General features: G+C 61.9%; 27 protein-coding genes. 25 read left to right on the top strand and 2 right to left on the bottom strand.

The window, feature by feature from the left end:
• The first annotated feature begins 45 nt into the window (after nt 1–45).
• The 19 genes from B9A19_RS13820 to B9A19_RS13735 all read left to right on the top strand — a co-directional run bounded on the left by B9A19_RS13820 (nt 46) and on the right by B9A19_RS13735 (nt 18,129).
• A complete protein-coding gene (locus B9A19_RS13820) occupies nt 46–861 on the top strand; it encodes a hypothetical protein (RefSeq protein WP_084091394.1) in 816 nt (271 codons plus the stop codon).
• A gap of 15 nt (nt 862–876) precedes the next feature.
• Nucleotides 877–1,869: a N4-gp56 family major capsid protein gene (locus B9A19_RS13815; RefSeq protein WP_084091393.1), complete on the top strand. Its 993-nt coding sequence runs from the start codon at nt 877–879 to the stop codon at nt 1,867–1,869.
• Between the two features lie 498 nt (nt 1,870–2,367).
• Nucleotides 2,368–2,745 carry a hypothetical protein gene (locus B9A19_RS13810; protein ID WP_139798842.1) on the top strand — a complete coding sequence of 126 codons (378 nt, stop codon included), beginning with the start codon at nt 2,368–2,370 and terminating at the stop codon, nt 2,743–2,745.
• Nucleotides 2,745–3,416, top strand: a complete 672-nt coding sequence (locus B9A19_RS13805; protein ID WP_084091391.1) for a phage adaptor protein — start codon at nt 2,745–2,747, stop codon at nt 3,414–3,416. Before B9A19_RS13810 ends, B9A19_RS13805 begins: the two co-directional genes overlap by 1 nt.
• Nucleotides 3,413–5,146: a hypothetical protein gene (locus tag B9A19_RS13800; protein ID WP_084091390.1), complete on the top strand. Its 1,734-nt coding sequence runs from the start codon at nt 3,413–3,415 to the stop codon at nt 5,144–5,146. The genes B9A19_RS13805 and B9A19_RS13800 overlap by 4 nt, the downstream gene beginning before the upstream one ends.
• On the top strand, nt 5,143–5,487 hold the full coding sequence (locus tag B9A19_RS13795; protein ID WP_084091389.1) for a hypothetical protein: 345 nt from the start codon (nt 5,143–5,145) through the stop codon (nt 5,485–5,487). The genes B9A19_RS13800 and B9A19_RS13795 overlap by 4 nt, the downstream gene beginning before the upstream one ends.
• A gap of 168 nt (nt 5,488–5,655) precedes the next feature.
• On the top strand, nt 5,656–6,342 hold the full coding sequence (locus tag B9A19_RS13790) for a hypothetical protein (RefSeq protein ID WP_084091388.1): 687 nt from the start codon (nt 5,656–5,658) through the stop codon (nt 6,340–6,342).
• A gap of 11 nt (nt 6,343–6,353) precedes the next feature.
• Nucleotides 6,354–7,526 carry a hypothetical protein gene (locus B9A19_RS22165; protein WP_139798841.1) on the top strand — a complete coding sequence of 391 codons (1,173 nt, stop codon included), beginning with the start codon at nt 6,354–6,356 and terminating at the stop codon, nt 7,524–7,526.
• A 278-nt stretch (nt 7,527–7,804) separates the two neighbouring features.
• On the top strand, nt 7,805–8,008 hold the full coding sequence (locus tag B9A19_RS22160; protein ID WP_139798840.1) for a hypothetical protein: 204 nt from the start codon (nt 7,805–7,807) through the stop codon (nt 8,006–8,008).
• Entirely contained in the window at nt 7,995–8,510 is a 516-nt protein-coding gene (locus B9A19_RS13780) for a lysozyme (protein ID WP_084091387.1), read from the top strand. Before B9A19_RS22160 ends, B9A19_RS13780 begins: the two co-directional genes overlap by 14 nt.
• A complete protein-coding gene (locus tag B9A19_RS13775) occupies nt 8,494–9,534 on the top strand; it encodes a hypothetical protein (RefSeq protein WP_084091386.1) in 1,041 nt (346 codons plus the stop codon). The genes B9A19_RS13780 and B9A19_RS13775 overlap by 17 nt, the downstream gene beginning before the upstream one ends.
• Before the next feature lie 309 nt (nt 9,535–9,843).
• Entirely contained in the window at nt 9,844–10,497 is a 654-nt protein-coding gene (locus tag B9A19_RS13770) for a hypothetical protein (RefSeq protein ID WP_139798839.1), read from the top strand.
• A 4-nt stretch (nt 10,498–10,501) separates the two neighbouring features.
• Nucleotides 10,502–10,939, top strand: a complete 438-nt coding sequence (locus tag B9A19_RS13765) for a hypothetical protein (RefSeq protein WP_084091384.1) — start codon at nt 10,502–10,504, stop codon at nt 10,937–10,939.
• Nucleotides 10,939–11,424: a hypothetical protein gene (locus B9A19_RS13760; RefSeq protein ID WP_084091383.1), complete on the top strand. Its 486-nt coding sequence runs from the start codon at nt 10,939–10,941 to the stop codon at nt 11,422–11,424. The genes B9A19_RS13765 and B9A19_RS13760 overlap by 1 nt, the downstream gene beginning before the upstream one ends.
• Nucleotides 11,412–12,116, top strand: a complete 705-nt coding sequence (locus B9A19_RS13755; RefSeq protein WP_084091382.1) for a hypothetical protein — start codon at nt 11,412–11,414, stop codon at nt 12,114–12,116. The genes B9A19_RS13760 and B9A19_RS13755 overlap by 13 nt, the downstream gene beginning before the upstream one ends.
• 308 nt (nt 12,117–12,424) lie before the next feature.
• Entirely contained in the window at nt 12,425–16,093 is a 3,669-nt protein-coding gene (locus B9A19_RS13750) for a hypothetical protein (RefSeq protein WP_139798838.1), read from the top strand.
• Nucleotides 16,093–16,449, top strand: a complete 357-nt coding sequence (locus B9A19_RS13745; protein WP_084091380.1) for a hypothetical protein — start codon at nt 16,093–16,095, stop codon at nt 16,447–16,449. The genes B9A19_RS13750 and B9A19_RS13745 overlap by 1 nt, the downstream gene beginning before the upstream one ends.
• 126 nt (nt 16,450–16,575) lie before the next feature.
• Nucleotides 16,576–17,745 carry a toxin glutamine deamidase domain-containing protein gene (locus B9A19_RS22155; RefSeq protein ID WP_139798837.1) on the top strand — a complete coding sequence of 390 codons (1,170 nt, stop codon included), beginning with the start codon at nt 16,576–16,578 and terminating at the stop codon, nt 17,743–17,745.
• Nucleotides 17,746–18,129 (top strand): hypothetical protein, encoded by a 384-nt coding sequence (locus tag B9A19_RS13735; RefSeq protein WP_084091378.1) that lies wholly within the window; start codon nt 17,746–17,748, stop codon nt 18,127–18,129.
• A 23-nt stretch (nt 18,130–18,152) separates the two neighbouring features.
• Here the strand turns inward: B9A19_RS13735 and B9A19_RS13730 are convergent, their stop codons facing one another.
• Entirely contained in the window at nt 18,153–18,494 is a 342-nt protein-coding gene (locus B9A19_RS13730) for a transposase (protein ID WP_176216939.1), read from the bottom strand.
• A gap of 9 nt (nt 18,495–18,503) precedes the next feature.
• Here B9A19_RS13730 and B9A19_RS13725 point away from each other — a divergent pair, with 9 nt between their 5' ends.
• From B9A19_RS13725 to B9A19_RS13700, 5 genes are all read left to right on the top strand, one after another.
• Nucleotides 18,504–19,820, top strand: a complete 1,317-nt coding sequence (locus B9A19_RS13725) for a hypothetical protein (protein ID WP_084091376.1) — start codon at nt 18,504–18,506, stop codon at nt 19,818–19,820.
• A gap of 358 nt (nt 19,821–20,178) precedes the next feature.
• Nucleotides 20,179–21,342 (top strand): hypothetical protein, encoded by a 1,164-nt coding sequence (locus B9A19_RS22795; RefSeq protein WP_217807066.1) that lies wholly within the window; start codon nt 20,179–20,181, stop codon nt 21,340–21,342.
• Nucleotides 21,339–21,734 (top strand): hypothetical protein, encoded by a 396-nt coding sequence (locus B9A19_RS22150; RefSeq protein ID WP_139798836.1) that lies wholly within the window; start codon nt 21,339–21,341, stop codon nt 21,732–21,734. The genes B9A19_RS22795 and B9A19_RS22150 overlap by 4 nt, the downstream gene beginning before the upstream one ends.
• Before the next feature lie 99 nt (nt 21,735–21,833).
• Entirely contained in the window at nt 21,834–22,964 is a 1,131-nt protein-coding gene (locus tag B9A19_RS22145; RefSeq protein WP_139798835.1) for a hypothetical protein, read from the top strand.
• Nucleotide 22,965: 1 nt separating this feature from the next.
• Nucleotides 22,966–23,343 (top strand): PIN domain-containing protein, encoded by a 378-nt coding sequence (locus tag B9A19_RS13700; RefSeq protein ID WP_139798834.1) that lies wholly within the window; start codon nt 22,966–22,968, stop codon nt 23,341–23,343.
• Between the two features lie 39 nt (nt 23,344–23,382).
• Here the strand turns inward: B9A19_RS13700 and B9A19_RS13695 are convergent, their stop codons facing one another.
• Nucleotides 23,383–23,904 (bottom strand): transposase, encoded by a 522-nt coding sequence (locus B9A19_RS13695; RefSeq protein WP_176216938.1) that lies wholly within the window; start codon nt 23,902–23,904, stop codon nt 23,383–23,385.
• Between B9A19_RS13695 and B9A19_RS22615 the strand changes: the two genes are divergently transcribed.
• Nucleotides 23,903–24,399: hypothetical protein (locus tag B9A19_RS22615; protein WP_176216937.1), on the top strand; the 497-nt coding region annotated here is incomplete at its 3' end. The two genes, B9A19_RS13695 and B9A19_RS22615, sit on opposite strands and share 2 nt — an antisense overlap.

The raw sequence follows: 24,399 nt of genomic DNA, 5'->3' as shown, positions 1-24,399 counted from the left end.
GCTTTTTGCCGGCACCCACCGTCCGTGATCTGACGAGGAAACAGCATGTCCGAAGTGTATGAAGACCTGACGCACGACCCGCTCGATACGCAGGCCGATGCCGATTTTGCCGCTTTCAGCGACGCACTCAACGCCGGCGAGCCCGTACAGCCCGCCGCCGACGTGCCGCATGAGGGCGCCAGCGGCGACGGCTTGCCTGCCGGCGAGTCGGCCCGGCCGGCTGCGGCCGGCCAGCAGCAGGATGACCAGAGCGACGAAGAGCAGGTGCGCCTGCAGCACGAGCTGTCCAAGGTGCAGCGCCGGCTGGCGTCCGACCAGGGGCGGCTGACCGCGCTGCAAAAACGCCTGGGCCACGTGCAGCCGCAGGAGTTCGTGCGGCAGGACGAGCTGGCCGAGCTGAATCACGATTTTCCGGTGATCGCCAAGGCAGTGCACAACATGCAGCAGCATGAGGTGTGGCGGGCGCAGGAGGAGCGTGCGCGCATCGAGCAGGAAATCGTGGCCATTCACCATGACCACGAGGCGCTGCAGGCGCAGGCGCTGGATCAGGCACGCCCCGGCTGGCGCAACGAGATTGCCCGGCCGGAGTTTGCCCACTGGCTGCAGCACCAGCCGCCTGGCGTGCGCGCACTGGCCGCCAGTTCGGACGCCAGCGATGCCATGGCGCTGCTGGTCAACTTCGACAACCACACCGCGCGTTCTGCGCAGGTTTCCCGGGTGATTGCCCAACGCCGGCAGCAGCTGGCGCAGTCCGCCACGCCGCCGACGCGCCGCAACCCTGCCGCCGACGAGGTGGCCGATGACCCGGAAGCCCTCTTTTCCCACTTCGCCAATCAGCTGAACAAACAGCGGCGAAATTGATAAGGATGTTTCACGATGCCAGGTGCCAATTACACCGCGATCTCGCAACGTACCAATACCTATGCCGAAGCCAAGATGCTGGATACGGCGGCGGTGGTGACGGTACTCAACCTCTTTGGCGATACCAAACCGTTGCCGAAGAACAAGGCGGACAACATCAAGTTCCGCCGCCCCAACCTGCTGGCGCCGGCCACCACGCCGCTGACCGAGAGCGTATCGCCCACCACCAAGCCGATCAGCTACAGCGATGTATCGGTGCAGATCCAGCAGTACGGCGACATCATCGAAATCACCGACAAGATCGCCGACCTGTGCGAAGACCCGGTGCTCAATGACGCGTGCGACATCGCCGGCAAGCAGATTGCCGACACCATGGAAGCGGTGTGCTACGGCGTGCTCAAGGCCGGTACGTCGGTCTATTACGTGAACGGCGCGGCGCGCAATGCGGTGAACACGCCGATCACGCTGAACAAGCTGCGCGCAGTGGTGCGCTTTCTGCAGAGCAACCGCTCGCAGCCGGTGACCAAGATGCTGGATGCCTCGCCCAACTATGCCACCCGCGGCATCGAGGCGGCTTATATCGCGTTCTGCCATACCGATGTGTCGGCCGATGTGCGCAACCTGGCCGGCTTCGTGCCGGTGGCCTCGTACGGCAACCGCAAGCCGGTGAGCGAGTTCGAGCTGGGCACGGTGGAGAACGTCCGCTTCATTGCCTCGCCGATGCTGACGCCGTGGGCCGATACCGGCGGCGCCAAGGGCACGATGAAGTCGACCTCGGGCACCAGCGCCGATGTCTACCCCATCATCGTGGTGGGCCAGAGCGCGTATGCGCACGTGCCGCTCAAGGGCCGTGGCGCGGTCGAGCCCAAGATCATCAACCCGGACCAGATCGACAAGAGCGACATCCTGGGCCAGAAGGGTTATGTGGGCTGGAAGGGCTATTACGCGTCGGTGATCCTGAACCAGCTGTGGCTGGCGCGGGTTGAGACGGCGGTAACTGACCTTTAGGCGCCTGCTTTTTTGCTGTTTGTCGTTGCTGTTTGACATGGCATCAAGCCCCCGGCCAAGCCGGGGGCTGGCGTGTTGTGGCAAGCGAGGCAACGGCGCCTCCCAGATTGATTCCACACCCCCCGCCCTCGCCGCCGCGAGGGAGCCTCGCTGACGCTCGTTCGTGGCACAGGGTGGTTGTGGGGGAGGGTGAGGTGTGGGTTTTTGCCAGGGTTTGTGGTGTTGTTTGCTGCCATCGCGCGGTGGGGGCTTGGGCGGCGTCGCGCTCTTCAAACGTACTCTGCTCCCTCGCGCTGCGCCTGCTAGCGCATGCTCATGCATCGCTCACCGCCATCGTCTGGCGCCCGGCTGGGCCGGGGGCTTGATGCGCTGTGCGTCGCCATGGCCGTTCTCCGCCGCCCGCGACTGGGCTGCTGCTGGTCGCAGGCCCGGGGTGGGCCGCAGTTGCAATGCCAAATCAACCCGCCGCTGGCGGGTTTTCTTTTCTTCGGAGCCATCATGACCCGTATTGCCAAGAATGCCGATCCGGCTGTCGATCCGGCCGTCCTCAATCTGGACGGCGACGGCGCTGCCGTGCCGGCCGCCGAGCCGGCGACCGGCGCGGCCGATTTTGCCAACCCCGATGTGCGTGGCTACAAGCGTGCCTGGATCACCATTCCCAAGTCGTCCGATCCGCTGGCGGTGAAGGAGCCGACGCTGTCGATCAACGGCCAGACCATCCAGCTGCAGCGCGGCGTGAAGGTGGCGGTGCCGCTGCCCTATCTGGAGCAGCTGCAGAACACCTTGCAGACCAATTTCTATCACGATGGCCACGAGTTGCTGTCGCTGGATGTGCCGGCGCTGCCGTATCAATTCCACGGCTTTGCCGACGACTGATGAACTATCTGCAACTGGTTCAGCGCACCTGGCGCGAATGCGGGCTGGCCGGCGAGGGGCCGGCCGGGGTGAGTGGCCAGCGCGGCATGGAGCGGCGCATTGTCGACTGGGTGGCCGAGGCATGGAGCGAGATCCAGGGTAGCCGCCAGTCCGATCCGCTGCCTTTCATGTTGTGCCGCGCCTCGCTGCCGCTGGCGGCCGGGGTGCAGTCGGCCAGCCTGGCGGTGCTGACGCCGCCGCTGCGCCAGCCCGATATCAGCTATGCGCGGCTGGTTTATCCGGATCGCGTCGTGCCGCTGTCGTGGCGCACCTGGGACGAGCTGCGCCCGCTGGTGGAGCTGCGCAACGGCACGGCGGCGGGCACGCCCGCGTTGCTGGCGGTCGATTTCCAGCGCCAGTTGCGGCTGGACCGGCCGCTGGCGCGCGATGCGCTGCTGGAGTTCGATTATCTGCGCCAGGCGCAGCAGCTGCAGGCGGACGGCGATGTGCCCATCCTGCCCGACGAGCAGGATCATCTGCTCATCGTCTGGCGTGCGGCCATGCTGTATGCCGGCTTTGACAGCGCCAGCGAGGTCTACCAGACCGCGCAGGCCAATTATCTGCGCATGCTGGCGCGGCTGGTGAACCCCAGCGGCGAACTGGTGCGCTGGGATGTGAGGCCCCTGGCATGAAGTGGCAGCCGATTTCCTTTGCCCTGCGCGGCGGCTACAACGCGGCCGACCCGGCTGCGGCGGTGCAGCCGGGCGAGGTGCTGTTTGCCGAGAACTTCGAGGCGGTGCGCGAGGGTGGCTATCGTCGCATCGACGGCTATACCTGTTACGACGGTAGCGCCAGCCCGGTGGAAGTACCCGGCAGTGGTCCGCTGCGCGGCTTGATGTATCTGGGCGGCACGCTGTTTGCGGTGCGCGACAATGCGGCGGCGACGGCGGCCGTGCTGTACCGCGCCGGCAGCAGCGGCTGGCAGCCGGTGGCGCTGTCGCCGGCGATGGGCTTCAACAACGGCTTTACCAACAAGATCACCCAGGGGGCCACGATTACCGGCGGCACCAGCGGGGCGACGGCGCTGGTGCTGCGCGTGCTGGTCAACAATGGCGACTGGAGCGGCACGCCCAGCCGTGCGGCCGGCAGCGTGGTGCTGGGCAACATCACCGGCAACTGGCAGGTGGGTGAAACCATCAAGATCGGCGGCAATGTGTGCGCCAATGTGGCCAGCCTGCCCGCCGCGCCGGTGTTGCTGCCGGGCGGCAGCTATCGCAGCGCCAATTACAACTTTGGCGGCGCGGCCGGCAATGTGCGCATCTACGGCGTGGACGGGGTGAACCCGGCCTTCGAGTTCGACGGCACGGTGTTTGCGCAGATCCGCACCGGCATGCCCAGCGACAAGCCCTTTCTGGTGGCGGCGCACCGCAACTATCTGTTTCTGGCCTATGCCGGCGGCTCGGTGCAGTACAGCGGGCTGGGTGACCCGCTGACTTTCATGGCCAAAGTGGGGGCGGGCGAGCTGGCGCTGGGCGACGAGGCGACCAATCTGGTCAGCTATCGCGGCGAGGTGATGGTGATGACCTGCCGCGACCGCGTGCTGTTGCTGTATGGCAGCAGCCAGCAGGATTTCCAGGTAAAGATCGCCAGCCAGGCGGCCGGGGCAAGCCTGGACAGCGCGCGCGAGGTCTCGGGCGAGCTGTATTACATGAGCGGCGACGGCCTGACCACCTTGCAGGCCACGCAGGCCTATGGCGACTTTGCCTCGGCGGTGCTCAGCCGCAAGGTGCAGCCGTTGCTGGACGTAAGCCAGGCGCAGTTTGCCTTTGTGTCGCGCGACAAGAGCCAGCTGCGGCTAGTGATGGCCGACCGGGTGATCTGGACCTTTACCGTGATGACCGACGGCAGCGTGGACGCGATGCGCACGCGCTACCCGTCGCGTGTGGTGTGCGCCGGCAGCTGGCGCGACAGCGGCGGCAAGGAAGTGCTGTTTGCCGGGCTGGATAACGGCCGCGTGGTGCGCATCGACAGTGGCACCAGTTTTGACGGCGCCAGCATCACCGCCATCTTGCGGCTGGCCTTTGCCGTGCCCAATCGTGGCCTGCGTTGCCGCCTGCACCGGCTGGCCTTGCAGATGCTGCGCGGCAATCCCACCGATTTCATGCTGCGCGTCGATTACGACTATGGGCGCGGCACACCGTCCGACCATGCCTTGAGCGCGCTGGGCGCCGGCGGCCTGTACGACCAGGCGGCCTTCGACAGCGCCCGCTACGACGGTGGCATGTATGCCGAGGTGGCTGCCAACCTGAGCGGCGTGGCCGAGAGCTTTGATCTGATGCTGGTGCAGCAGTCGGCCGCATCGCCGGCCTGGGGCGTGGCCGCGGCCACGGTTTATGTGACACCGAGGGGGAGTGTGCGGTGAGCCGCTATTTCGACTGGACTTACAACTATCTGCCCGGCGCCATCGTCGGCAGCTACGAGGCCACCCAGCTGCTGGCGGCCACGCGGCGCGGCTTCGAGCTGACCGAGGCCGATTACCAGACCACCTTGCAGAGCTTTGCCACCCGCGCGCCGCTGGATTCGCCGCAACTGAGCGGCACGCCGCGCGGCCCGCATGCGCAGGCCGGCGACAACAGCACTCAGCTGGCCACCACCGGCTGGGTGGTGCAGGCGGTGAATCTGCAGGGCATCGCCGCCAGCGATCAACTGGCGTGGGCACGGCAGATGCGCCGGGCGCGGCTGGCGTTCTGGAACCTGCTGTGAGTGCCTGCGGCTTGCCGTATCGGCAGGGCGTGGCGGGCAGCTGACCCTGCCGGGGACTGGCCGGTTTTTTGAGCATGCAGCAGCGGTGCAGTTTTATTTCACATTCTTGGCCCTGGCCGCACGCGTCGTCGCGGCGGGCGGGGCTTTGCACATTCCGGGAGCACATTCATGGCCATAGAAGGCACTTTGCCGGCGGTATTCAAGGTCTTGCCGCCGACCACGTTCACGGCAGCCGGCGGCACCGTGGGCCGCGTGCTGGTTGACCAGCAACCGGCCGCGCCGGGCGCAACCCCGCCGCTGTATGGCGGCGCGACGCTGATCGACCTGACCGCCACCAGCAGCGATGCCACCGCGCGTGATCTGATGCTGTACACGGCCAGCGTGAGCACCGTGGTGGGCAGCGCCAGCACCGGCGCGGCGGCGGTGACGATACAGACCATTACCCGCGTCAGCGGCGATTTCATTGCCGACGGCTGGCGTGCCGGCGCCTTGCTGATGCTGTTTGCGCCGGCCAATGCCGCGCCGCAGGCCGCCGAGGGCGTGCTGGCCATCGTGACTGGCGTGGCCAGCCAGACGTTGACCGTCAGCGGCACGCCGTTTAGCGCAGTGGGCAGCCTGACTGCCGGCACGCGCATCTGCCAGCTGGCGCCGCGCTTTCGCGCCACCATTCCGGCCAGCGCCGGCAGCGACGGCCTGTCGGCCAGCGTGGGCCTGCTCAACCACGTACGCGACGGTGCGCTGATCCGCAGCGAGCTCAAGCTCGACGCCGGCACCTTGCTGGTGGCGGCGCCGGTGGCGGCGATCTCTGCACTGCCGACATGGCTGTCGCTATCGCCGGTTGTGGCCTTGTATTGAGGGGGGATGGGATGAGTGTTTATAACGCGGGCTTGCCGCAGGCAACCGCTACGTCGGGCGGCAGCAGTATCGGCGACATGAGCTGGCTGCCGGAATCGGGTGATACCGTCGTCAAGGCCGATGGTTCGGTGTGGCTGCGCAGCGGCTCTTTTTTGCCAGCTAGTGCTTATCCGGCTGCTGCCCAGCTGGAACATTTGAAGGTGTCGGGGTTGCTGGCCAGCAACAGCGCCAACATCACGGTCATCCAGGCGGCCGACAATGGTGCAGGGAGTGTTGTCGTTACGACTGGCAGCACTTCGGTGCTGGTATCGACCGACTGGGGGGCAAGCTACAGCCTGGTCAATCCTGGTTTGGGCCTGCCGGTGCATGCAGTGGCCTGGGTGGCCGCCAGCGGTCGCTTCATTATTGCCGGCAATGATGGTGCGACATCCAGGCTGGCCTGGTCGACCACGGGAACCAGCTACACTGCGGGTGCCAATGGCCCGTCGGGTACGCTGTCCGGCCAGATCCGTGCTGCGGCGACGGCGAATCAGGCGCTGTTCGTGGTGCAGAATGGCAGCACCGCCACGGCGGTCACCACGGTGGATGGTGCCACGGCGACGCCACGGGCAATTAGCATCGGTGCCCAGCCTGCGGTGTATGCGGGGGGCAATACCTTTGTCATTTTGCAGAGTGGTTCGCCCGGAGCGTACTGGTCGGCCGATGGCGTGACGTTCAACAGCTTCACCCTGCCCGCAACCTATGGCCAGGCAGCATGGGCTGCGGGCAGCTGGATGTTTATGACCAATACGCCGGCTTATCACACCACCAGCGATTTCAGCGGCTGGAAGGCGCGTACCTTGCCGTTCAACGCCACCTTGATCGGGCAGACCTTTTTCCGTCTTTCGCACGACGCCAGTCGTGCTTATCTTGGCTTCGCGTCGTCATACGGTGCTTTCCCTGCACTGGCCTGGAGCAACGATGGCATCAACTGGCGGCTGCGCTGGCTCAGCGTCAAACCGGCCATCTCGCAAGCCTGGTACTGCCATGCCGGGCGCTATGTGTTGCCGCACAACTATGCGGTGTCGACCATTCTGCGCATTCCCGATTTCAATCAGGCGGATTACGTGGGAGTTGCAGCGCCGGTGTACGACGACTACAGCAACCTGGCAACGTCTGCCGTTGGCTATTTGCGCGTGAAGTAGCTGCCGCTGATACAACCCGCTGCGGCGGTGCAGGCAAGGCAGGCGGCATGCTGGCGGAGCAAACCGTACCGTCAATAAGCCTGGCGCCGTCAGCTGGGTTTTGCTGGTGGTGCCAAGTACCGCGCTGCAGCTCCTGTCGTGATCTCAGGCTCTGCGCGGCCGGGCCGGGGGATCACTCGTGCCGGCAGCATGGCGCTGCCCGTCAAACCCTGGTGCCTCGCGCTTCTCAGCCAGTCCGGCCAACCCCTGGCCACCTCATCGAACCATCCGGAGCCCCCATGACCCCCAATGAAGACACGGCCAGCGCCGTGGCGCGTTCGGCCATTGGCCTCGCCGCTGCTGCGGCCAGCAGCATCACCCTCAATGACTGGGTGGCGATTGCCACGCTGCTCTATCTGGCGCTGCAGGTGGGCCTGTTGCTGCCCAAATACCTGCGCTGGTGGCGCGCCAGCCCGCAGGAGCACGGCAATGAGCGCGACTAAGACCCGTTTGCTGGCGCTGCTCGGTGCAGGTGCATTGGCCTTGGCCGCCAGCCTGACCAGCCATTTCGAAGGGCGCGTTGATCACACCTACCGCGACCCGGTCGGCATCCTCACCAGCTGCGTCGGCCATACCGGGCCCGAGCTGCGCATGGGTCAGACCTTCTCCGCCGCGCAGTGCGATGCCCAGCTGTATGCCGACCTGCTCAAGCATGCCGATGCACTCAACTGCATCAAGCGCCCGCTGAGCGACGGCCAGAAGGCGGCCTTCCTCTCGTTTGCCTTCAATGTCGGCAATGCGCGCTTTTGCGACAGCGGCATCGTGCGCAAGGCCAACGCCGGCGATCTGCCCGGCGCCTGTGCCGAGCTGGGCCGCTGGGTGTATGCCGGCGGCCGGCAACTGCCGGGGCTGGTGCAGCGCCGTGCGGCAGAACGCGCTGCCTGCGAAGGCCGCCCCATTCCCACCCTCACCAACAGGAGCCACCCGGATGGCCAGCACCCCTGATCAGCCCCTGAACCCCGTTATCGGCAGCCAGGCCCGCAATGACTGGAACAACTACTGGGACAACAGCAAGAGTGGCGATACGCAGAGCTGGGCCGGCGGCACGCTCACCCGCAATGCCGACGGCAGCGCCACCTTCAGCAGCGGCGGCAAGGACACTACCTTCAGCCGTGCCACCTCGATGGAATCGCTGGCAGCCGGCAACGCCAATATCGCCGGCATGTGGGGCAACCAGTATGGGACCACCAAGACTGAACCCCTGATGACGGTGGATACCAAGCTGAATTTCTCGCCGGAGAGTGGCTATCAAAGCGCCATGACGCGCGGCGTCAGCGCAGACGAGCTCACCAGCAACCAGCTTGGCAAGGTGCTATCGGCCGACAGCCCGGTTATCCAGCAGGCGCGCCGGCTGGCCATGGAGCAGGCCAACGGGCGTGGCTTGCTCAACAGCTCGATTGCCGCCGGCGCCGGCACCGAGGCCGCCATCGGCCAGGCGATCAATATCGCCAGCGCAGATGCCGGGGCCTACCAGACGGCAGCCAATGCCAACCAGAATGCCTTGAATCAGTTTGGCCTGGCAAAGAATCAAGGCTTGATCAATGCGCAACTCACCGGGATTCAGGGTGATTACAATTTGCGCAATCAGAAACAACAGCAGGAATTCACCGCCGGGCAGAATACGCTTGACCGTGAGCAAAAGCAGAGTCAATTCCAGCAGACCTATGATCAAACACAGCGAAATTATGATAAAGACTATGAATTAAAGCAGAAACAATTCGAGCAGCAGGTCAATCAGGCCAATATAACCAATGAATTGGCAAGAAAAACACTTGCGTGGCAGATAAAATACAATATTGCCAGCTTCAATGCCTCGAAAATGGAAAACTACCTGAACGCGGTGCAAAACATTCAGCTGTCGAATATCGATAACAAGGATGATGCAGTACGCAATATAAATAAATTGATATTTGGCAACGCGGAAGCGACCGGGAAGTATCCCTATTCGCTTGACGCCTTGGATATTTGAGGTCGGAAAATGGCGGATTCAGGTGGCACTCAGGGGGGGTATGGGTATGGCGGGGTTGGCACGACGGGTGGTTTTGACAGCGGCGGCCAGAGCACGGGCGCTGGCACGAAAGCAGTTGGTGGTGGCTATGGTGGTGGCGGCAGGCAAGCCGGCACGTTAACTGATGCGCTCAATGGCTACGACAATGATCGTGCTACGCAAGCCGCGCTTGAAAATGTCAATGGCAAGCACGGTACGCACGATGGGCCGATAGGCAGCCTGGAAAACGGCAATCCAAACTATACCAGGCAGCAACAGCGTGATGCCGTATTGAACAGCGATGACATGAGTTCATCGGTAAAGGCCTATCTGCTGAATAAAACCGGCATGAGTTATCTGGAGACGGCCGCCAATACCAATCCATTTTCCGCGCTGGTGACCTCTTATGACGGCGCGCAAGCGATGGATAGTGCATTGACCGTGGGGAAAATAGCATTGAGTTTCCTCAATCCCGGTCTTTCAGCGCTCGTGACCGGCCTGGATATCGCCCAAGATGCCGTCAACGGCAAACTGGGCTGGAACACGCTGGGCAAGGTCGCCAGTGTCGTGCCGGGCAACGGCTTGGTCAACGGCATCGCCAAAACCGGCCTCACCATCGGCGGGCAGCTGGGCAGTGGCGATACGCAAGGCGCCAGCGGCACGGTGGGCAATTTCACGGGTTCCTTGCTGGGCAGTTTGACGGGAACCCCGCTGGGTGGGCCGATCGGCGGCTGGGTGGGCACGCAAATTGGCAGGGGCATCGCCGACGGGGGATCGGATGGTTCCGCCTCCTCCGGCGGCAACCGTGGCGGCTATGGCAGCGGCAACGGGGCGCTGGTTGTCAATACCCCGGCCAGGCCCGCAACCTCCGCAACGAGTGCAACAACGGTGCCCAATTCGGTTACAGCCTATCAGCTGGCCAGTGCAAGCAATTTCATGGGGTAACGAGATGAGCGATTTTGGCGGTTTCTTTGACGACAGCGGGTCCGACTTCTGGAAGGACCTGTTCGGGCACGAGCCCAGCTATGGCAGCAACTCGGTGAACAACACGGACTCCAGCTATGGCGGGTCGCAAACCTATATCGATGCCCTTGCGCCGCTGACTGGCGGCGCAGACGCGCAGACGAACATGAGTTTCTTTGGCAGCGTCGGCTCTGCCCTGGGCGGCGCATACGACTGGTACAAGTCACAAGATACCGGCGCCAAGGGGCTGATCAATGCCGCGATTCTGGGCGGCGTCCAGGCGTGGAACAACGCGCGCGCGGCAGACGCGCAGCGCGATTATCAGCGACAGATGACGCAAGAAGCGCGTGACGAGCTGCGTCGCTATCGCACCGTGCCCAAGGATGTAGCACTGGGAACAGCAAGTAACTTCGGGGGCAAATAATGGCTGGATTGATCAATGCTGCCCTGTCGCAGCAACAACCGCAGCAACAACCGCAAGGCCGGCCATTGCCGCAACCAATGCAGATGGCGCTGATCGCAGCACGGATTCTTTACGGCCAGGGCGCTATGGACGTGGCCCGGCAGCAGTTGATGGCAGACGGCAAGGTGGACGAGGACGAAGGCGGTGACATGGCCGTGAATCTGCTGGTTGCCGCCAACCGGGATCTGCAGCAGCAGACCGGCCAGAATACCGATCCACGCTCGATCACGGTTGCCTTGCCGGCCATCTGCCTCGTGGTGGCCGAGTTCGCCGAGCATATCGGCGGTATCCCGCCGGGCACGGCAGGCCGGTTCGCACGCCAGATCCTGCCAGCGGCAATTGCCCGCTTCAAGACACGGCACCTCGCGCCGGGTGCAGGACCTGCGGCCCCCGCACCCGGCCCGCAAGCGGCCGCCGCACAGGAGCAAAACGCATGGCAGGGCTGATCGATGGCGTACTGGGCGCACTGGCCGGCGGCGCCGGCTGGAATGTGCAGCAAGCGCAAAACCAGCAAAAACTGGATGACTGGAAAACACAGCAAGACTACGTGGCAGCCAAGCAGGCGGCGCAGGCCGAGATGGAGCACAACTGGCGCGTTGACGATGCCACCACGGCCAACGAGCGGCAGAAGGAAATGCAGCAGATCGGCTTTGGCTACGAGCAAAAGACCCATGACCGCGACCGGGCGGAGCGCGTGAGCGACATTGACAACGAACGGCAATACAGCGACAAGGTCCGCGCGGAAGATTTCAGCAACCGCCTGAAGTTGCAAGGCATCAGCGACGGCGCGGCGAAAAGCCGCATGCAGGCGCAATGGGCGCATGATGCGAGCGACCCCGTCCGGCAAATAGCCAGCAAGCTGGCCGAGGCCCAATACATTCTGATGTCCGAATCGCCCGGCACCGCCGGCTACAACCCGGATCGCTATACCAATGCGGCCCGCGTGCTCAGCCAATACCGGACAATCAACCCCTCGACGCGGGACTATACGCTCAGCAACGCCCAGGCCGATGCGGTGCACGCCATCACCGCGGAAAAAGACCCGGCCAAGCGCCAGGCCATGGCGGCCGAATACCGCAACATCTTTGACGCCGTCCGCCCGTCGCAAGACAGCACGGGTGGCATGTCCAGGCCATAAGAGCCGCTAATAAAACCCTGCTGGCAGCGTTACGCTCGCTGGCCGTACGGCCAGATTCTGTCTGCGTTTCGCGTGCCTTGCCAGCACCGATACACTGGGTTTTGTTAGCGGCTCCAAGCACCACGCGCAACACCCGGCCTGCAGCGCACTGGCCGCACGTTTTAATGGCCTGCGCTACGCCTGCTTTGCCCGCACCGCTGCGCCGGGTTTTGCCGCAGCACCGGGCCATGGCCCGGCATGACCGGTTTCCCTCATTCAATACCAGCCCGACCGCCCAGTGCGGTCGGGCTTTTTTTTTGGGCGCGCGCATGAGCAACAACGACGCTTTTTTCAATCAACCAGTTCCCACACTGCAGGACGTGGTGACTGCGCCGGGCTATCAGCAGCTGGGCCCTGCCGGGCAGGCCCAGGCCCGCCGGACATGGTTCGATACCTACCGGGCGCCGGTGCTGGCGCTCAATGGCCAAGACCCGGGCAAGGCGTATGCGGCCATGCAGCCCGCCATCACCGATGCGGCAAACCTCGCCGTGTACGGCAGCACCGGCAATACCCCGCGTGCGCTGGAAGTACGCGCTTCTAAAGATATGCAGGACTTGTCGCCAAGAATGCAGGGGCTGCGGGATGACTGGCTGTCGTCGGGCGGCGTCGGTGATTTTGCCCAGTTCGCGCGCAAGCGCCAGATTCACGATGCGCTGGTTCGTGTGCAAGCCAACCCGCCACCCGGCCTCCTGGATCGGGCAGAAAACGCCGCCAAGCAGAGTTTCACCGGTTTCCTGTCGAGATTTGTGCGCACCCAGCTGGACGACGACGGGCACATCCGCCCATCCACCCTGGTTAGCCCCGGTGCTGCGCTGCTTGCTGCACTGGTTCCACCCGAGCAGGCACAGGACACCGCAGTCAACCTGGTCCAGGGCGCAAACTCGCTGGCCAATATGCTCACATGGGTGGGCAAAAAACAGGCGGATATTGCAACGCTGCCAGTACGCCTGCTTGCGCCGGGCCTGCTCGATCCGGTCGACAAGGGCTATGCCCTGGTTGCGGAAGGCTTTGACCGCAACCAAGCCAGCCTTGAGCAACTGAAATCGCCCGAATTGCAGCAGGCAGGCAGGGATGTCGACGAAGCGCGCGGCGTGACAGACACCCTGGCAGCGCTGGCGGCACACCCCAGCTATGTGCAAGGCATGATCGTGCAGCAACTGCCGCAGCTTGGCCTGGTTGGTAAAGCCATGCTGGCCGCACGCGGCGGCGCGACGGCAGCGCAAGCGCTGGGGCGCATGGCGCTGGCCAATGTCGGCGTCAATACAGTGCTCGGCGCCGCCGACGCCGGCACCTCTGCCCAGCAGCAAGCGCGGCAGAACGGCCGCAGCGATGCCGAGGCCGAGCAGGCCGGGAACGTTGCCGGGCTGGTCGCAGCGCCGATCTCCGCGGTGGCTTCAACGCTGGGCGGCGGTGTTGAAGCACGCTTCCTCAACCACATGGTGGCCGGCGAAGCGGCAAACCTGACCCGTGGCCAGCTGGCCAGGCAGATTGCCGGCACGCTATTGAAAGAGGCAGGCGAAGAAGGCCTGGATGAAGGTGGCGGCCAGTTTGCCCAGAATGTGGGTGCTCGGATTACCTATGCGCCGGATCAGGACTTGACGTCCGGCGTTGGCAAAGCGGCAACCCTGGGCGGCACCCTCGGCGCGGTAATGGGCGGCACGATCAACACCGCCGATGCAGTGCAGCACGCGTGGCAAAGCCGGACCGCGGCCATGCAAACGGCCGCCCAGACCGTACAACTGGCGGGTGCGCTGGCCGAAACACGCGGCCAGGCCCTGCAAGCACAGATCGACCCGGACACCGGCATCTCGCGCCCACTGTCTGCCGATCAAATCGGCATGGCCATGCAGGCACAGCGTGGCCTGAATGCCGTACGCGATGCGCTCGACAACCATGCCGATGAGGCGCTCATGGCGCACGACGTCGAGCAACGCGCCGACGCGCCGGCTGCAGCCAATCAGCCGGCTGCCAGCCCGGCCCGGCCGCACCCCTCAGTCGGGCCGGTCGATGACGTTGCATCCCTGCCGGACCCGCGTGGTCGCCAACTGCCACCGGCAGGGCAAGAGGGCGTTGCCGCTGACCGTGGCGACGCTGTTGCCGCGCGCCGGCAGCTGGCAAGCGACGAGCAGGCAGCGCAGCAAGAAGCGCCACGCATCGACCCGCCAGCCAGCCAGAGCGGCCGCCAGTTCGACCCGGCAACCGCCGATACCGGCGCGCAGCGGGGTACGGTGCATGATGTGCTGGATGCGGCGGCGCCACTGATCCGTGCCGAACACACCGACGGCCGCACACACATCGCTGCGGCAGACCTGCAGCAGGATTCCGGGAACGAACTCCCGGCCAATAGCCCGCTTGCCGGCCGCCCCATGCATCCGCTAACAGCAAGCAACGCGGCCGAGCAGGTTCAAGTCCCAGCATGGGCCGCTGCCGAAGCGGATGCGCGAACATCGACCAAGGCCGACCCGCACCTGGCTGGGCTGGCGGCACAGGAAACGCCGCTTCTCAACCCGGCAGCAGCGCCAGACAGCGACCTGCAGGCCAGCCACAGCACCACAACGCGCACTGCGGGCATCAATGAACGCACCCAGCTAAACCGTGACACCCAGCAGATCGGCAACGCCATCCTGGCTGCACCTGTACTGCAGCGCACGCTCGACCACGCCCTTGCCGGCTGGCGCAACGGCACCCTGCGCGTGGTGCAAAGCACCGAGCAAGCACACACCTTGTTGCAGAACACCGACGCCGTACCGCTGGGCGGCCAAGGTACGGCAAGCGCGCACACCACCGCGCAAAGCCAAGGGTATTACCTGCCGGCCAGCGGCGACATCATCCTGATTGCCGACCACCTGCCCAGCGCCGAGCACGCCGTCTGGGCGGCCGCGCACGAGTTGGGCCAGCGCCACGCCGACCGCACAACACTGCCCGCCGCCGCGCGCGAATTGCGCAACCTGGCGCTGGTAGCACGGCAAAACGGCAGCGTGAACGCACTGGCCAGCGCCATCGCCCGCCAGCACGGGCTGGACGACAGCCTGCCGTCACAACGTCAGCAAGCCGCCGAAGCCGCACTGGCCGAGCTGGCTGCCACCCGCCACAGCGGTGATTGGCATGCACTGCAACAGCGCTATGGCGTGCGCGTGCCACTGGCCCGGCGCGACGGCGCACTCGGCGTGCAAGCGCGCTTTGCCGACAAACTGCGCGACTGGTTTGGCCGCTATGCCGGCATGCGCCAGAATGAGGGCGCGCAGGTCAGTGCGGTGCTGGCAGGGATGCTGGCTGGTGGGGATGGGGGCCGCACTGAGCGAGGGGTGGGTGATGTTGGGCTGGTCGGGGCAAAGGAGAGTGCACAAAAAGTCCCTGCTCCAAACAGCACTACGTTGTTAGGCGCTGCGACTCGACGTGGGAGTTACGCTACGGGTGAGATCCCCCAAGTTACCGAACACCTTTTTACTCGGGATAGGACGTCAGTACCAAGCATGGAAAATGCGTTGAATTTTGCCGACGAAAGGGGGGCATTCAACGAAAATCTTGTTGACTATCGAGTATTAGACTCGCGTAGAGTCCTCGTAGATCATGGTGGAGGCATGATGGTTCAATATAACGCTGTGCCCGACTCTATCTTCGCAGAGCTATATGGTGGAAATAAGCTAGCCGCCTACGGTAAGAATTTACAATTCTTTGATAACGAGCGCATCGGCTGGCAGCAGATGTTCGGTGGAAATTCTGTAGTGAGTATTCCTGAGAGTACTCTCCTGAGTAGTCGCGGTACCGTAGCTGCTTTTGCACACGAATACACGGAAATGCAGGATCTGTGGAATGCACTAAGTAGAGGGAAAATGACGCCACCTAAGATACAGGGCCTCATTGACAATGCGCACTTCGGGGCTGTTAAAAAAGTAGATAGACTTATTGGTCATCTAATAATTAGTGGAGGCATGTGATGTCACTGATAGAGTTGGCTCATCAACGAGAAAAGGAGTGGGAGGACTACAATCTACCTTCCACATATCTTGAAGGTTTTGTATTTCAAAATCTTTTGGAAAAGAATACGTCAGAATACGTTCTCTATGAGTTGTTTTCAAAGAAAGCAATTCAGGCCGTTGCTGATTTGGGAGCGATGCTGATTACCGCAAAGCGGCAAGGCAGGTCTGTTTGGGAAATCGGTCCAGGCGGAGGCGAAGTTGGCGAGGAAAAGACAAATAGCTACGAGAAGCTATTCTCTTTGTGGCAAAAAGCTGGGTGGGTGGAATTAAATATTGATGAAAGTGCAAATGGTGTGCATGTCATGGTAATTTGATTTTCCAAAAAATTCCACTGTAGAAATCCAGAGTCAGATACCGTCTTGAACGCCAAGCCCTGGCATCGCCGTTTGTGCTTGAACGGTCGTCTGCGCGTGGTGTAAAGCACCGAGCAAGCACGCACCTTGCTGCAGAACACCGACGCAGTACCGCTGGGCGGCCAAGGTGCGGCAGGCGCGCGAAACACCGCGCAAAGCCAAGGGTATTACCTGCCGGCCAGCGGCGACATCATCCTGATTGCCGACCACCTGCCCGGCGCCGAGCACGCCGTCTGGGCGGCCGCGCACGAGTTGGGCCTGCGCCACGCCGACCGCACAACACTGCCCGCCGCCGCGCGCGAATTGCGCAACCTCGCGCTGGTGGCGCGGCAAAACCGCACTGTGAACGCACTGGCCAGCGCCATCGCCCGCCAGCACGGGCTGGACGACAACACGCCAGCGCAGCGCCAGCAAGCCGCCGAAGCCGCACTGGCCGAGCTGGCTGCCACCCGCCACAGCGGCGATTGGGATGCACTGCAACAGCGCTATGGCGTGCGGATGCCGCAGGCCCAGCGCGAAGGCGTACTCGACGTGCAGGCGCGCTTTGCCGACAAACTGCAAGGCTGGTTTGGCCGCTATGCCGGCATGCGCCAGAATGAGGGTGCGCAAGTTGGTGCGGTGCTGGCTGAGATGCTGGCTGGTGGGGATGGGCAGCGTGCTGCGCGGGGGGCGGGTGATGTTGGGTTGGCAGGGGAGGCGGGGCGAGAAAACCGGGTTCCAAACAAGGGACTATTGGTACAAAACGGCGATCGTGATTTTGCTGCGAATGAAGCAAACATGGAGTCGCATATCGGTGCCGCATGGGACGCGCCAACTACGACGCGGTGGAATCCATCTGCAAAGAAGCAAAATTGCATTGCGTGTGTGGCATCGTATATGACCGACCGGCTAGGCGGCGTATTTATGACAGCTGATGATGTAGAGCGCATCGTGGCATCAGTCGATCCTTCGCGAGGAATTCAAATGCCAGAGGCTGTGCGCATAATTCGAGTCGCAACAGGTGCAAAAGAGAAGCCGTTGGCTATATCACCTTATGCCGAAGATGCACCTGTTGGTCAATATGCAATGTTTGTTGGTCCTAAACGTAATCAGTTGAGCCATGTATTCAGTGCGGAGCGATTTGCCGACGGTACCGTTAATATGTTTGACCCTCAAAACGGTCAATCTGTCTCTGTGGATGATTTGCTGTCAATGAGGGTTTATTGGGGTGGAAATAGTACTGCACCCGTAATTCCAGTCTTTATAAGCGAGATGTAAATGAAAGGCGACAAGATAATTCAACCGATTGGCAAGTATACTTGCTACGCATGCCTGAAAATGTCGAGCAACCCTGATGTCTGCACGCATTGTGGTGCGGAGATTGGGGGGGGGGATATAAATGAGGCCATATTCAAGCCTCCGGAAATGGGGGAGTACGTTGTTCCGCTCAATTTTTTTTCAGAGGCAGATGTGCATAATGCAATTGGTGAAGTATCAAATTTATATTTCAATAGTTTGAATGTTGCTAGTCGTGGTATTGATCAATTGCGGATTGTATCTAGCGATATTGCATATGAAAGGTTTGTTCAGGTGTTGAGCAATGTAAGTGGCATTGCGCTAGATCAGCTTCAAACTTGGATAAAATTCGTGCCGTTTGATTGAGGGAAGTAAGTGGAAGTCAGGGGTCAGATACCGTCTTGAACGTCAAGCTTGGGCATTGCCATTTGTGCATCGAATGGCATGCCTGAGCGCACCACCCCGAAGATCAGATGCGCGAGCTTGCGCATGGCCGCGCCAACCACGGCCTTGGGTGCCAAGCCGTTGGCGCGCAGCCGTTCGCCGAAGGCCTGCAGGGCAGGATTGTGGCGCAGCGCCACCAGCGCCGGCATGTACAGCGCGGTGCGGGCGCTGCGGTGGCCGGTGCGGCTGAGCATGGTCCGGCCTCTCACCGAACTACCCGATTGCCGCTGTCGGGGCGAGACGCCCAGCCAGGCCGCCAGCGCCTTGGCAGATTCGAAGCGGCGCACATCGCCCACATGCTGGACGAAGCCGAGCGCCGCAGCGCTGCATCACACCGCATCGCGCCAGCACCAGGCAGTGTGCGCGGCATGGCAGCCTCCGCACTGCAGCGCACGCTCGATCGCGCCTTTGCCGACTGGCGCAACGGCCGCCTGCGCGTGGTGCAAAACGCCAGCGAAGCGCGCACCTTGCTGCAGGGCGCTCCCGCCGTGCCATTGGGCGAGGGCACGGCAGGCGCGCGCAACACCGCGCAAAGCGAGGGGTTTTACCTGCCGGCCAGTGGCGACATCATCCTGATTGCCGACCACCTGCCCAGCGCCGAGCACGCCGTCTGGGCGGCCGCGCACGAGTTGGGCCTGCGCCAGGCCGACCGCACAGCGCTACCTGCCGCCGCGCGCGAATTGCGCAACCTGGCGCTGGTAGCACGGCAAAACCGCAGTGTGAACGCACTGGTCAGCGCCATCGCCCGCCAGCGTGGGCTGGACGACAGCCTGCCGTCACAACGTCAGCAAGCCGCCGAAGCCGCACTGGCCGAGCTGGCCGCCACCCGCCACAGCGGCGATTGGGACGCGCTGCAACAGCGCTACGGCGTGCGCATGCCACTGGCCCGGCGCGACAGCGCACTCGGCGTGCAAGCGCGCTTTGCCGACAAACTGCAAGACTGGTTTGGCCGCTATGCCGGCATGCGCCAGAATGAGGGCGCGCAGGTCAGTGCGGTGCTGGCCGAGATGCTGGCTGGTGGGGATGGGCAGCGTGCTGCGCGGGTGGCGGGTGATGTTGGGTTGGCAGGGGAGGCGGGGCGGGAACACGATATCCCAAAGAGTACTGTTGCAAGAGAATTGCTGGGTACTGGACAAGCCCCCAAGCTTGTTTATCAACAAAATGCAGGCAATGTAATCCGGACCCGCGAATATATGCTTAACCTTGCCAGAGAGATGGGCGTGTACATTCCGGATGATGTGTATGTTATTTTTGTGGATCCATCGTTGCTTTCAAACAAAGTTGGGGCAATGGCGGAATATGGGCAAACTGGTAACTATTTGGGCGCTAATTTAGCGGCGATCATGACTTGGGATGGTATGAAGAATATTAATAATATGATTCCGGTTCGCTTAAGTGAGAATTTGCTGTCCAGCGATGAGGCGGCGGTGGCGCATATCGCTCATGAAATGTACGAGTTAGAGAAATTTGAGAGCTTGGGGGTGTGGAATCAGCGTACCTTTATTAAACAAACTGCATCTCCAGAGTTTGGTGGTCTTCAAGATAGCTGGCATTCTCAGGCTTGGGACTATGCAGACCAAATAGTGGAAATCATGAGGGGATATGCACGGTGAACGCAGATTCTAAACGAATTAATTCGTACGTTGAGGCATATAATTCTGGCATCTACACCAAGGATGAGACCATTGGGGCGATAATTGATGTTTTAAAGAATTTCCCAGAAAATTCGAGCTTGTGGGCTGACATCCCCAATTGGGGGCAGAAAGCGATATGGGAGTTTTTGAAGGGATGCGACACGAGCACTCAGCTCTACGATGTTTCCACTTCATCTAATGATGTTATCGCACCCGGCTTGATCGCATTGAAAAATTGGCTTGCCCAAGAGAAGAACTATAAATAGTCCAGAAGTCCGGGGCGAAGCCTGTCAAAACCCACCAAACTTGGGGTCAGATACCGTCCTGAACACCAAGTTTGGGCATCGTCATTTGTGTATTAAATGGCGGCCTGCGTGTGGTGCAAAGCGCCGCCCAAGCGCGCGCCCTGCTGCAGAACACCGATGCAGTACCGCTGGGCGGCCAAGGTGCGGCAGGCGCGCACACCACCGCGCAAAGCCAAGGGTATTACCTGCCGGCCAGCGGCGACATCATCCTGATTGCCGACCACCTGCCCGGCGCCGAGCACGCCGTCTGGGCGGCCGCGCACGAGTTGGGCCAGCGCCACGCCGACCGCACAACACTGCCCGCCGCCGCGCGCGAATTGCGCAATCTGGCGCTGGTGGCGCGGCAAAACCGCAGTGTGAACGCACTGGCCAGCGCCATCGCCCGCCAGCACGGGCTGGACGACAACACGCCGGCGCAGCGGCAGCAAGCCGCCGAAGCCGCACTGGCCGAGCTGGCCGAGCTGGCCGAGCTGGCCGCCACCCGCAACAGCGGCGATTGGGATGCACTGCAACAGCGCTATGGCGTGCGCATGCCACTGGCCCGGCGCGACGGCGTACTCGGCGTGCAAGCGCGCTTTGCCGACAAACTGCAAGACTGGTTTGGCCGCTATGCCGGCATGCGCCAGAATGAGGGCGCGCAGGGCAGTGCGGTGCTGGCCGAGATGCTGGCTGGTGGGGGTGGGCAGCGTGCTGAGCGGGTGGTGGGTGATGTTGGGTTGGCAGGGGAGGCGGGGCGGGAGTACCGGGTTTCAGACGGAGCGGCTCCAAGCTCGGACGCGGAAGTAGATGCCGGAAAAAATGCTAGTGCACCTGGCCGGTTGAGCGATCTTAAGGCCCCAAATCGTCGACATTACCTGGAAAAGATCAATCAAAAGTCACTACCGAAAGAGCAGAATACGGTTATTGCTCCCACGGTAAATGTTGTAGAGGACGTGGCGGCGATCCGAGCTGGCCGAGGAATCGTCCGGGGGAACACCATATCTGTGAATAACCGTGTTTATGGATACCATGACGGAACCCTGTTTCCAATGTCTGGTGATGGCTTTTACACATTGAGTCGAGAGGCTTTCAAGGCGCTCGGCGTGTATAATCAGTTTGGTAATACCGCAAGGGCTAAATTGATTCTTGATAATATGAAAATCGATGCATCTGCAAGACAAGGTGCATTAGAGATTTTGGGGTTAAAAAGGCAATGAGCGGATTTGATTTGATTGTAAAAAAAATGGTTTCCCTGTCAGAGGTAAGGGAAAGCCTTTCGATTGTCTTTGGGGTGCCTGAGAACTTTGTAGTTTCTATAAATGGGTACCCCGAAGAGACATTGCCAAGTGGCATAAAGATACTTTCCATTAGTACGGAGGTTGCCGGCGACTTTCAAATCCATTTGTCTGTTGAATTATTGGCCCCTGAGCTGAATCCCGATTTTTCTTTGATTGCAGCAAATTTTTCTCGTGTATTGAATTCGGAGTGCTTGCTTCCCGATTCTAGTGATAATCCGTATTCGATGACCCTGGTCTCTCCTGATTCTTCAATTCGGAGGGTTTATTTGCGTGCAGATGACCTTGATAATGAAACATATCGATTGATCTAGGAAATTCGAGAAAATCTGGACAATTCTGCAATAAGGCCGACCGCACTGCCTGCCGTCGCGTGAGAAATCAGGGGTCAGCTACCGTTTTGAACGCCAAGCTTGGGCATCGTCGTTTGTGCATTGAACGTTCGCCTGCGCGTGGTGCAAAACGCCAGCGAAGCGCGCACCTTGCTGCAGAACACCGACGCCGTACCGCTGGGCGGCCAAGGTACGGCAAGCGCGCACACCACCGCGCAAAGCCAAGGGTATTACCTGCCGGCCAGCGGCGACATCATCCTGATTGCCGACCACCTGCCCAGCGCCGAGCACGCCGTCTGGGCGGCTGCGCAGACGCTGGGCCACCAGCAGGCCGACCGCACAGCACTGCCCGCCGCTGCGCGCGAATTGCGCAACCTGGCGCTGGTGGCCCGGCAAAACCGCAGTGTGAACGCACTGGCCAGCGCCATCGCCCGGCAGCGCGGGCTGGACGACAACACGCCAGCGCAGCGCCAGCAAGCCGCCGAAGCCGCACTGGCCGAGCTGGCTGCCACCCGCCACAGCGGCGATTGGCATGCACTGCAACAGCGCTATGGCGTGCGGATGCCGCAGGCCCAGCGCGAAGGCGTACTCGACGTGCAGGCGCGCTTTGCCGACAAACTGCAAGGCTGGTTTGGCCGCTATGCCGGCATGCGCCAGAATGAGGGTGCGCAGGTTGGTGCGGTGCTGGCTGAGATGCTGGCTGGTGGGGATGGGCAGCGTGCTGCGCGGGGGGCGGGTGATGTTGGGTTGGGGGTGGAGGCGCAAAAGGACCTTGTTCCAAACAAGGCTAGAGAAGTAAAAACAGACACAATCCAAGTGCCGGCAGGAGTTGGACGTGAGGCTTGGATTAGACCAAATGATATTCGCTTTAGTCAGCGTACGATTACTGAAAATAACTATCTCCAGATTATGGAGTCTGGTGGTTGGAAATGGTCGCAAGAAAATCCATTGATTGTTATTGAGCGCCCCGACGGAACATTAATTACCCTTGATAACCGCAGGCTTTCGGCGGCTCAACAAGCATCTAATGTGGATATCGTTCCTGTTCGAATTTTGAAGGAAACTGAAAAGTATTTGGATTACAAAACTTGGCGGACCGCAAAAGAGGCATTTGATTGGAGAGCAACACATCCCAAGACTCTTGCCAATGGTGGACTTATTCCACAGTCCGGTCTTATTGAGCGCCCAACTGTTCTTTCAAAGGATAGATGATATGATACAACTGACTAAAGATTTTTTTATCTTTGAAAACGGACTTTGGGCGTGCCAACTTGATTATAAGGGTCGAGAGTTGCTTGTATATATAAGAGGGGGTGATCGGTTTCTTGATGGCGAGGAAAATCTGAGTCTATTAAATGACTTTGTTGAGCGGCTTGAAGTGTTTGACGCCTCGGCGCAAAATTTTGCTAGAACCTCCGAATATCGAGATGAAATTATCGCTGCGGGGGAGTTGACTTTGTCAACTGTATATGTTGAGGGTTGGGTAGATGTTCGCTTTTGGTTTTCTCTTGGGAAGGGGGCGGAGCAAATGCTTGGAGTCCATCGTATGGAAAATGATTTTGTTTCAGTGTATTGCGACGAACCAATGTAAGTTATGCGTCGAAATCCGAAAACTGAGCAAAAATTGGGGTCAGATACCGTCTTGAACGTCAAGCTTGGGCATTGCCATTTGTGCATCGAATGGCACGCCTGAGCGCACCACCCCGAAGATCAGATGTGCCAGTTTGCGCATGGCCGCGCCAACCACGGCCTTGGGTGCCAAGCCGTTGGCGCGCAGGCGTGCTCCAAATGCCTGCAGGGCAGGATTGTGGCGCAGCGCCACCAGCGCCGGCATGTACAGCGCGGTGCGCGCACTGCGGTGACCGGCACGGCTGAGCATGGTCCGGCCTCTCACCGAACTGCCCGATTGCCGTTGCCGAGGTGACACGCCCAGCCAGGCCGCCAGTGCCTTGGCAGATTCGAAACGGCGCACATCGCCCACATAGGCCAGCATCTTGGCGGCAGTGGTGTTGCCGATGCCGGGAATGCTGGTTATCAGCACCGCATCGCGTTTCAGGCCGGGGTGATGATCGTCGATGTCTTGCGCGATGCGGGCGATCTCTTGCGCCGGCCCCGGCCGGCCGACCACATGGTGGCGCAACCGCCCCGGCATGGATGGCCGGCGTCTGAGCGTGCCGCAAACCGTGCAAGCGGTCGCACGCGCACGACAAGGCCGGCCGCTGCGCCCGCTGGAACGCGCCACCCTTGCCCACATGCTGGACGAAGCCGAGCGCCGCAGCGCTGTGCCACACCGCACCGCGCCAGCCCAGGGCAGCACGCGCGGCATGGCTGCCCCCGCACTGCAACGCACGCTCGACCACGCCCTTGCCGACTGGCACAACGGCAGCCTGCGCGTGGTGCAAAGCGCCAGCGAAGCGCGCACCTTGCTGCAGGGCGCCCCCGCCGTGCCATTGGGCGAGGGCACGGCAGGCGCGCGAAACACCGCGCAAAGCCAAGGGTTTTACCTGCCGGCCAGCGGCGAAATCATTCTGATTGCCGACCACCTGCCCAGCGCCGAGCACGCCGTCTGGGCGGCCGCGCACGCGCTGGGCCAACGCCACGCCGACCGCACAACACTGCCCGCCGCCGCGCGCGAATTGCGCAACCT

The organism is Andreprevotia lacus DSM 23236, from assembly GCF_900176275.1.
GTDB lineage: Bacteria > Pseudomonadota > Gammaproteobacteria > Burkholderiales > Chitinibacteraceae > Andreprevotia > Andreprevotia lacus.
Note: the sequence above shows the minus strand (reverse complement) of the source record. Positions and strands in the feature narration are given on the sequence as shown.